At 49.2% G+C, this 9,199-nt stretch carries 9 protein-coding genes; 5 read left to right on the top strand and 4 right to left on the bottom strand.

The annotated features are described in order from the left end of the window. The first annotated feature begins 213 nt into the window (after nucleotides 1-213). The 4 genes from IT781_RS07830 to IT781_RS07815 are packed head-to-tail and all read left to right on the top strand — an operon-like array spanning nucleotide 214 to nucleotide 4,989. A complete protein-coding gene (locus IT781_RS07830; protein WP_194969591.1) occupies nucleotides 214-1,200 on the top strand; it encodes a glycosyltransferase family 2 protein in 987 nt (328 codons plus the stop codon). 1 nt (nucleotide 1,201) lies between these two features. Further along, complete coding sequence (locus IT781_RS07825) at nucleotides 1,202-1,837, top strand: bifunctional 2-polyprenyl-6-hydroxyphenol methylase/3-demethylubiquinol 3-O-methyltransferase UbiG (RefSeq protein WP_194969590.1); 636 nt, start codon at nucleotides 1,202-1,204, stop codon at nucleotides 1,835-1,837. Between the two features lie 10 nt (nucleotides 1,838-1,847). Next, complete coding sequence (locus IT781_RS07820) at nucleotides 1,848-2,726, top strand: hypothetical protein (RefSeq protein ID WP_194969589.1); 879 nt, start codon at nucleotides 1,848-1,850, stop codon at nucleotides 2,724-2,726. Then, the gene (locus IT781_RS07815; RefSeq protein ID WP_194969588.1) at nucleotides 2,710-4,989 is read left to right on the top strand and encodes a hypothetical protein; all 2,280 of its coding nucleotides are present in this window, start codon (nucleotides 2,710-2,712) and stop codon (nucleotides 4,987-4,989) included. The genes IT781_RS07820 and IT781_RS07815 overlap by 17 nt, the downstream gene beginning before the upstream one ends. A 138-nt stretch (nucleotides 4,990-5,127) precedes the next feature. Here IT781_RS07815 and rfbA read toward each other — a convergent pair whose 3' ends face one another. From rfbA to rfbC, 4 genes are all read right to left on the bottom strand, one after another. Beyond that, nucleotides 5,128-5,994: a glucose-1-phosphate thymidylyltransferase RfbA gene (rfbA, locus tag IT781_RS07810; RefSeq protein WP_194969587.1), complete on the bottom strand. Its 867-nt coding sequence runs from the start codon at nucleotides 5,992-5,994 to the stop codon at nucleotides 5,128-5,130. A 44-nt stretch (nucleotides 5,995-6,038) separates the two neighbouring features. Further along, complete coding sequence (rfbB, locus tag IT781_RS07805) at nucleotides 6,039-7,103, bottom strand: dTDP-glucose 4,6-dehydratase (protein ID WP_194969586.1); 1,065 nt, start codon at nucleotides 7,101-7,103, stop codon at nucleotides 6,039-6,041. Nucleotides 7,104-7,456: 353 nt separating this feature from the next. Beyond that, on the bottom strand, nucleotides 7,457-8,344 hold the full coding sequence (rfbD, locus tag IT781_RS07800; RefSeq protein WP_194969585.1) for a dTDP-4-dehydrorhamnose reductase: 888 nt from the start codon (nucleotides 8,342-8,344) through the stop codon (nucleotides 7,457-7,459). After that, nucleotides 8,341-8,886: a dTDP-4-dehydrorhamnose 3,5-epimerase gene (gene rfbC / locus IT781_RS07795; RefSeq protein ID WP_194969584.1), complete on the bottom strand. Its 546-nt coding sequence runs from the start codon at nucleotides 8,884-8,886 to the stop codon at nucleotides 8,341-8,343. The genes rfbD and rfbC overlap by 4 nt, the downstream gene beginning before the upstream one ends. A 120-nt stretch (nucleotides 8,887-9,006) precedes the next feature. Here rfbC and IT781_RS22265 point away from each other — a divergent pair. Then, nucleotides 9,007-9,199, top strand: a 193-nt coding sequence (locus IT781_RS22265; RefSeq protein ID WP_228779000.1) for a hypothetical protein, incomplete at its 3' end; no start/stop codon positions are given.

Raw genomic sequence — 9,199 nt, 5'->3', positions numbered from 1 at the left:
AGTCAGGCGACCTTTAATACCTTACACTCTCACCATAAAAAACGCATCATTCTAAAATACCCATAATTACTGCCTCCCAGGAGCTATTTGCCGCCTATTTCGCAAAAGATACCCTTTTATTAAAATCGTATGAAAAGAATGACGTACATTCTCCCGTATATTATGATTAACGGCTGTATTTGACAAAAGCAATAAAAAACCAAGGTAGTTCCGTTGAAATTAATCATTCAAATCCCGTGCTTCAATGAGGCGAAAACTCTTTCCATAGCGCTATCGGCATTGCCCCGCACAGTCCCTGGTTTTGATACTGTCGAATGGCTGATTATCGATGACGGCAGTCAGGACGATACCGTCAAAGTCGCGCGTGAGTGCGGCGTGGATCATGTGGTACGCCATACCCGCAACCAGGGCCTGGCGCGCGGCTTCATGACCGGACTGGACGCCTGCCTGCGCCTGGGCGCGGATGTCATCGTCAATACCGATGCCGACAACCAGTACAACGCCGACGATATTCCGGCACTGGTCGCACCCATTCTTGAACATCGGGCCGATATCGTGGTCGGCGCGCGCCCGATTGAAACCATAGAACATTTCTCACCCATCAAGAAGATGCTGCAGAAGCTGGGCAGCTGGGTGGTGCGCGTAGCCAGCAATACCGACATCCCCGATGCTCCCAGCGGCTTCCGCGCCATAAGCCGCACCGCCGCACAACGTCTGATGGTGTTCAACAACTATACCTATACATTGGAAACCATCATCCAGGCCGGCCAGAAGAATATGGCCATCACCTCGGTGCCCGTTCGAGTGAATGAGGATCTGCGCCCCTCGCGACTGGTAAAAAGCATTCCCTCGTACATCAAGCGCAGCATTGCCACTATCATTCGTATTTTTATCATATACCGGCCGTTCCGGTTTTTCGGGACGATTGGCGCGATACTATTTGGCGCGGGCTTCCTGATCGGATTGCGGTTCCTGTTGAATTACCTGAGCGGAGAGGGCGCAGGACACGTTCAGTCCCTGATTCTGGCCGGTGCCTTGCTGGCGATGGGATTTCAAGCCATATTGGTGGCGTTCCTGGCCGATTTGCTGGCGGCGAACCGCAAACTGCTGGAGGATGTCCGGTTCAGGCTGAAGTCAGGAGGAGAAGCTGACGCGGGACTCGATCGGACAACAGAACATTATCCTCGTAAGGAGCATTAAAATGAAAATTTCCGGCGGACTGCAAGAAGACGGAATCGTGGTAGGCAATGCGTACGATAAGTATGGATCAAAAAATCCTGTCGTGCGCTGGCTCATGAAAGGATTTGCCGACGCGCTTTCCAGTCTGGTTATCAAAGTGAAGCCAGAAACCATCCATGAGATCGGATGCGGTGAAGGTTACTGGGTTTTGGATTGGAACCAGCAGGGCATCAAGGCGCGCGGCAGTGATTTCTCTGAAAAGGTTATAGGCCTTGCGCATGAAAACGCAAAGAACCGGGGCATATCGCCCAGCATTTTTGCCGCTCGCAGCATTTATGACATAGAGCCGGGACACGATAGCGCCGACCTGATTGTGTGCTGCGAGGTACTTGAGCATCTTGAGCGACCAGAGGCCGGATTGGCCGCACTTCAGCGAGTCGCAACCGATTATGTCATTTTAAGCGTGCCTCGCGAACCGATCTGGTGTGCTCTCAATTTGGCCAGGGGAAAGTATCTGACGAGCCTGGGCAATACACCGGGCCATATTCAGCACTGGTCTGCCAAGACATTCATTGATCTCGTAGGCCATTACTTCGATATCGTCGAAGTCAAAACGCCGCTACCCTGGACCATGTTGCTCTGCCGAGTAAAACATTAGACTGCCCTGTATGCATTTTTCCCTGAAACGCTGGCTCCACATTATAGGTGGATCGCTGGGTTTGCTCGGCGTGGTGTTCGTCTTTATGCGGCTGAACACCTATATGGAACAAATTGATCTCACCCGTTTTGACACAACCGCCTGGTCACTGATCGGCCTGCTTGCACTCGTGTACGGCGCAGCCAATGTATTGCTGGCTCAGGCGTGGTGGCATCTGCTGGCTTTTTTCAATATGGAAGTTGAGAGAAAATGGGCCGTAAAGACTTATGGCTTGTCGCAGCTTGCCAAGTATGTACCCGGCAACATCTTTCACCTAGCCGGCCGGCAAGCCCTGGGCATGGCAGCCGGTCTGCCGGCCGGCGCGCTGGCCAAGTCGACGCTGTGGGAATTGGGACTGATTGCCGCAGCCGGCGCGCTGTTCGGAGTCCTTGCCACGCCGCTGGTATGGCCGACATTACCCGTGCCCGTCTCGGCAGAGGCGTTTGGCTTGATAACAGTAATGGGCATCATCACGTTGCGCTGGCTGCTATCGCCGGCAGCCAGCGCAACGTTCATCTGGCAAATCTTTTTCCTGACGATATCAGGCACAGTGTTCATGGGAGCTTTATTTCTTGTTGCGCCTGCTGTCGTCACCTTTTCCACTTTTTCCGTTTTATGTGGCTCTTATGTGATTGCCTGGCTTGCAGGACTGGTGACTCCGGGCGCTCCGGCCGGGGTGGGAGTACGGGAGCTGGTGTTGCTGTTTCTGCTCAAGGGTGCAGTGGCAGAGGCTGATTTGTTACTGGCGATAGTGTTAGGACGGATAGTAACAGTGGCAGGGGATTTTCTTTATTTTTTGACTGCGACATTTATAAAACCAAGCTCTAGTAGTTATGAGTCAAGTTATTGAAAGTAAGTTTAAGAAAGGAGAAGTTTTGCTGTTTATCTTTGCCTTGTTATTTATCTTATTAGTGCAAGGGGCTCTACCTTTTTTTTCAATGCCTACTTTTGCACAGGCTGCTTGGGTTATTGGATTTTCCCAATCATTCTTGAATGAAGGGATCTTTAATATTTATGCGCGAAACTTTGGCGCTCCCGAACCTGCAGCTATTGCATTTGGCCTCGCCGGAGCCTGGCCTGTGGCAGTATTCATTAAGCTCGGTCTTCACCCAGCCGATGCTTATTCTTTAATGGTTGCGTTGTGGCTATCTATTGCTTTTATCTCAGCATACAAGATTGGTCGATATTTTTCAGTCCACCCCAAGCTATCAATATTAGGAGCAATCTCTTGGATGACAATGCCGGTTATTTGGGCCCATGCTCATTATTCGATGCTTTCTACCGGAATAAGCTTATTCTCATTCTATTTTCTTGCAGCACTATATCTCTTTGATCCCAAATATCAGATAGGGAAGCTCACAAAGTGGAATATCGTGAATAAAACGTTTTTCTATCTGGTACTTTGTTTAATTTCTATCTTCATGGACGGCTACAGTTTCATGATGTTTGCCGTTGGGGTCAGTCTATTGGGCGTTTGGCAGTTCATAAGTGAGAAAGGGAGCAGACGAAGACTGATATGGTTCTCGTTTCCTATTCATTTCTTTAGTTTGGTTATTGCGTATTTGCTTTATACGTTCTATATAGGAAAAACGCAATTTGAGCAAGTGCCAATAGATTTTTTTAGAGGCTGGGGAGTCGATCTTACTTTTCTACTGATTCCAACTGAAGGTATACATTGGTTGCCTGATCTCATTGGTTGGAGCATTCCACGCTCAGAGGATGTTTTTTTCGGTGATGCTTCGGTTTGGACAACCTCTTTTTCAATTCCTGTTATTATTGGCTCAATTTGGGCGGCCTTTTATATTTTTGGTAAAAAAAAAATTACTATCGGATTAATTCTTGTTGCGGCTTTTGGTTTCTACATGGCGCTTGGACCTTCTCTTAAAGTGAATTCGGTAAAACCCATTGGAGAGGAGGTCGGTGTAATGATGGCAGAGAAATACTCTATAGCACCAACGGGGTCGGCTCTGCTTTCAGAGTATCTTCCGGGATTCAAGAACATGAGAGCAAGCTACCGGTGGGGGGCGTTGGGCGTTTTTAGTGCTTGGATGTTAATCGTCCTCGCAATGTCGAGCGATAACAAAAGAACGATAAGCGCTGGCGCAGCCTTAGTAATTAGTGTAATTACCTTTCTTAACCTTCCCAATTTGCCGCAGAAATTGAAAAGCGATATTAAACATCGTGAGCAGTTTCTCAGCCTTGATGCTGAACTGATAGAAGAGATGCGGAAAATAGTTTCTCCACACGAAAAAGTAGCTTTTCTCCCTTGGAGAAATGATTTTCTGGTGAACTATGTTGCTTCTCAATTAAACATTGTTACGTTTAATATTGGTGGGGATAAAAATCTGCTAGAAGCAAGATCGCATTGGCCAGAAATAATGCATCAATTTCCAAAGGAGAGCGTAGATTATGGCTTTGCTGATCGGGTTCTACTATTACTCGCTAAAAATGAAGCTGATGTTGTTATCCTCCTTCCTTATATCGAAATGCTATGGGAATCACATCAATCGCCATATCTTGTTCAGTTCAAAGATGCACTTGGACCATCCTTGGCGAGGCTCAACAGTTCTGAAGGTGTTCACATTGAAAATCGAGATTTTTATGTAGTAGTACGTCTGAAACCAGAAATTGCTCATTTGGCTCAGCAAGGAGTCTTTGAATCTATTATTAATAAAAAGTTGTGTCTGTTGCCTGAATGTTTAAAGCGAATGAGCTTCGTTTCAACAACGCCTTCGCATGTTGGGACAGTGCAAAAAGGTAAACTAGTAAGTACTGGTAGGGCTGGTTTCCTTCATTTTGGCCCTCGTGTTTCGATGGAGGCTGGAAACTATAAGCTTCTTGTTCGCGGAAAAGGAAATATGACATCTTCCACCTGGGTTGATGTGGTATCAGGCAAGGGCACAATTGAATATGGAAAATTTACATTGCACCCGACCATACATGACGGTGGATTACTGGCAGAAGGGCAGGTTCAGCTTGATGCGCCCGTAGAAGACATCGAAATCCGTGTGTATGTTGGCGCAGAAGATGACGTAACACTTGAAGGTTATGAACTCGTGCCCGTGGAAACCGAAGACCATTCAGCTTCACTTGAGCATAATCCTTTGAATTGACGGTTGCGCTAACCGTAGCGTCCAAACCAAATTCTACGAATTTCCGGAAATTCAACTATAAAAGTTTGAACTCCGGATATTTCGCAGGATTAGCAAGCTCAGTAACAGCAACGTCTTTAAACATTGCCATCAACAAACTCACTTCTCAAGCAGCCTCATCAGATAATTACCATACTCGCTCTTCAGCAACGGCTTCATTAACTGCCTGAGCTTGTCATCATCAATCCAGCCATTGCGCCAAGCAATTTCTTCCAGACAAGCTATTTTCAGCCCCTGCCGTTTTTCAATGGTCTGTATGAATTGCGATGCATCCAGCAGGGACTCATGCGTGCCGGTATCCAGCCAGGCCATGCCGCGGCCCATCAGCTCCACGGACAAGGTGTTCTGCTCCAGATAGCAGCGGTTGACATCGGTGATTTCCAGCTCGCCGCGGGCCGAAGGCTTTATCGATTTGGCAATCTCCACGACCTGATTGTCGTAAAAATAAAGGCCAGTCACCGCATAGCGGGATTTGGGCTTAAGCGGCTTTTCTTCCAGCGAGACGGCGGTTCCTTCACCGTCAAACTCAACAACGCCATAACGTTCCGGATCCTGCACGGGATAAGCGAAAACGGTTGCGCCCTTTGTCTTTTGCACCGAGCGTTTCAGCAGTTTCTCCAAATCATGCCCATAAAACAGGTTGTCTCCCAGTATTAATGCGCATGGATCATTCCCTATAAATTTCTCGCCGATAATGAAAGCCTGGGCCAAGCCGTCCGGCGAGGGCTGGACAGCATATTCAAGCTGCATGCCCCATTGGCTGCCGTCGCCTAATAGCTGCTCAAACCGGCCGATATCCTGCGGCGTTGAGATGATGAGCACTTCCTGTATGCCCGCCAGCATGAAAATGCTCAGCGGGTAATAAATCATGGGCTTGTCGTAAACCGGCAAGAGTTGTTTTGAGATGCCTAAGGTAACGGGATGCAAGCGCGTTCCCGAGCCACCTGCCAATATTATTCCTTTCATGGTCTATGTTTCCTGTCGGTAGTGATTCAGAGTTGTCTGTTTTTTTACTTTGTACCCAAGCCTAACCGTTCGCGCCGATAACTGCCATCCTGCACGCTTTGCCACCAGGCTGGATTATCGATATACCATTGCACGGTTTTCCTGATGCCGGTTTCAAAGGTTTCTTTCGGCGCCCAATTGAGCTCCTTATTGATTTTACTCGCATCGATGGCATAGCGCTTATCATGTCCGGGACGGTCCGTTACATGCGTGATCAATTCTTCATAGCGCGTTATGTTTCCGGGGTGATCGGGCATTAAGTCATCCAGAATGCCACAGATGGTCTTGACGACTTCAAGATTGGTTTTTTCGTTGTGACCACCGATATTGTAGGTCTGCCCTACGCTGCCTTCGGTCACGACCTTATAAAGCGCCCGCGCATGATCCTCGACATAAAGCCAGTCGCGTATCTGATCACCCTTGCCGTAGACAGGCAGCGGCTTGCCTTCCATGGCATTCAGAATCACCAGCGGTATGAGTTTTTCGGGGAAGTGGAAAGGCCCGTAATTGTTTGAGCAGTTGGTGACGATCACCGGCAGGCCATAAGTCCGATGCCAGGCTCTGACTAAATGGTCCGATGAGGCCTTGCTGGCCGAATAGGGCGAGCTTGGATCATAGGCGGTTTCTTCGGTAAAAAGCCCGGTCTCGCCCAAGGCACCGTAGACTTCGTCGGTCGAGATATGGTGAAAACGAAACGCTTGCCTTTGCGCGTCAGCCATTGCCTGCCAGTATTGGCGTGCGGCTTCCAGCAACGTATAAGTGCCGACGATATTGGCTTGTATGAAGGCGGCCGGACCATCGATGGAGCGGTCTACATGGGATTCGGCCGCCAGATGCATGACCGCATCGGGCTGATAGTGCTGGAATAGCTGCTCCATTTTGGCGGCATCGCAGATATCGACCTGTTCAAAATGGTAGCGCGCATTGGCTTCTATCGATTTGAGCGATTCGAGATTGCCCGCATAGGTGAGCTTGTCGACATTGATAACGCTGTGTTCGGTGTCATTGATCAGATAACGAACCAGAGCCGAGCCTATAAACCCGGCACCTCCAGTGACTAATATTTTCATATGTTATGTTTAATTGCTCTGTTCCAAAGTCAACTCACGGCAAATATCTCATGGTGAACTTACCGTGATCTTAATTTTTTTACTTAACTGTGTTGCGTTCGGGCCGTATTTTTTCCCGCTTTTTACCGTACTTACTAGCAACACGTTTTAAAGCCGGTCTTCGTTTCACATGAAAGCGATGCTATGCACGCGTATGTGCGAATTCACTTGTGCCCCTTGCGGGTATTCGCACTCGACAAAAACCTACCGCCTTCAGGAAAACCTAACGCACGTCCCAGGTCGAATGAATTCGACCCTACAGCTTAAACTCCACCCTACTACTGACATCAATATTCAAGTTACAGTTTCTGCTTTTAAACCATATCAGCCATGCAAAGCCTCAGCGCATTGTCCCAGGTTGGCATTTTCAAACCGAAACGCTGCTCCAGGCGGTTTGTTGATAGCCGCGAGTTGAGCGGGCGTTTGGCCGGTACTGGATAATCCGTCGTCGGTATCGGATTGATGATGCGGTTTTTTAATGGCTGCGTTCCTTGCTGACGGGCGATCTCAACGATCGCCTGAGCAAAGCCATGCCAGGACGTTTCACCCGCCGAGGTCAGATTGTAAATGCCTGAGCTGAAGCCGCCTTGCTGTCTTTCAAGCAGGGACTGCCTGAGCACATGCGCCGTGGTTTCGGCGATCAGGCGCGCCCAAGTGGGCGAGCCGATCTGATCGGCCACGATATTCAATTCTTCGCGCTCCGCCGCCAGGCGCAAAATGGTTTTCAGGAAATTCTGCCCTCTGGCCGCATAGACCCAGGATGTGCGGAGAATCAGATGATCCGCTCCGGTTGCCTGAATCGCCTGTTCGCCGGCCAGCTTGCTCTGGCCATAGACGTTGACGGGATGAACGGCATCGTCTTCCGTATAAGGCGCATGCTTGGTGCCATCAAAGACATAGTCGGTGGAATAATGAATCAGCAGCGATGCATTTTTCGCCGCTTCTTCGGCTAACACGCGGGGCGCTTCCGCATTGATCAGGAATGCCAGATCCCGTTCTGATTCCGCTTTATCGACAGCCGTATAAGCGGCCGGGTTGACAATAACATCCGGATTAAGCTTCTGAACAGTACGGCGCAACCCGTCAGGATCGGAAAGATCGGCCTGCGAGCGATTGACGGCAATGACCTCGCCAAGAGGCAATAAGGCTCTGGCCAGCTCCCAGCCTACCTGACCGCTGCAGCCTGTCAGCAGGATTTTCATGCAAACACCTCGGCTTCACGGAACGAGACGCCTTGCTGATCCTTGGCGGAAAGACTGGGCACACAGTCTTCCGGCCATGCGATGCCGATGTCGGGATCATCCCAGCGGATGCAGCGCTCATATTCCGGCGCGTAGTAATCGGTGGTTTTATACAGGAAGTCCGCCTGTTCGGACAGCACTAGAAAGCCATGGGCAAAACCTGCGGGCACCCACAATTGCCGGTGATTTTCTTCGCTTAACTCGACGCCGACCCAATGGCCGAATGTCGATGATGATTTTCTCAAATCGACGGCCACGTCAAATACGCTGCCCCGCACCACGCGCACCAGCTTATCCTGCGGGTGCTTTACCTGATAATGCAACCCTCTTAAGACGTTTTTGCCCGAGCAGGAATGATTATCCTGCACAAAAGCCGCTTTTATGCCAGTTGCATTCTGAAATTTCTGCTGGTTGTAGCTCTCCAGAAAAAAGCCGCGTTGGTCGCCGAATACTTTAGGTTCCAGGATAAATACATCGGGAATTTTTGTTGGGATTATTTTCATTCTTTAATCTTAAGGTAGAAATTCGCTGCGGATAAGCGTTAGTGACTATATTGATGCTCATTTTAACGTCATCACTGCGGAATTGCACTGTTATAACCGCTCTGCCAATGTTGCGGCTCATTGACGCGGCACAGTCAGGATAAAGCGTTAATTGTCTGTACGGAAAATTCTATCCCTGCATTCGGTTCATTCCAAAAATGCAGGCTCAATTATCAGACTTTGCGCTATCCGGGCATTCCAACAGCCAATGCCAAGTCATTAAGCCATTCATGGTTCGACAAGCCTGTCCTGAGCGCAGCCGAAGGGCTCACCA

Source organism: Methylobacter sp. BlB1 (assembly GCF_015476545.1).
Classification (GTDB): domain Bacteria; phylum Pseudomonadota; class Gammaproteobacteria; order Methylococcales; family Methylomonadaceae; genus Methylobacter.
The sequence above is the reverse complement of the archived record's forward strand: the minus strand, read 5'-3'. Positions and strand labels throughout refer to the sequence as shown.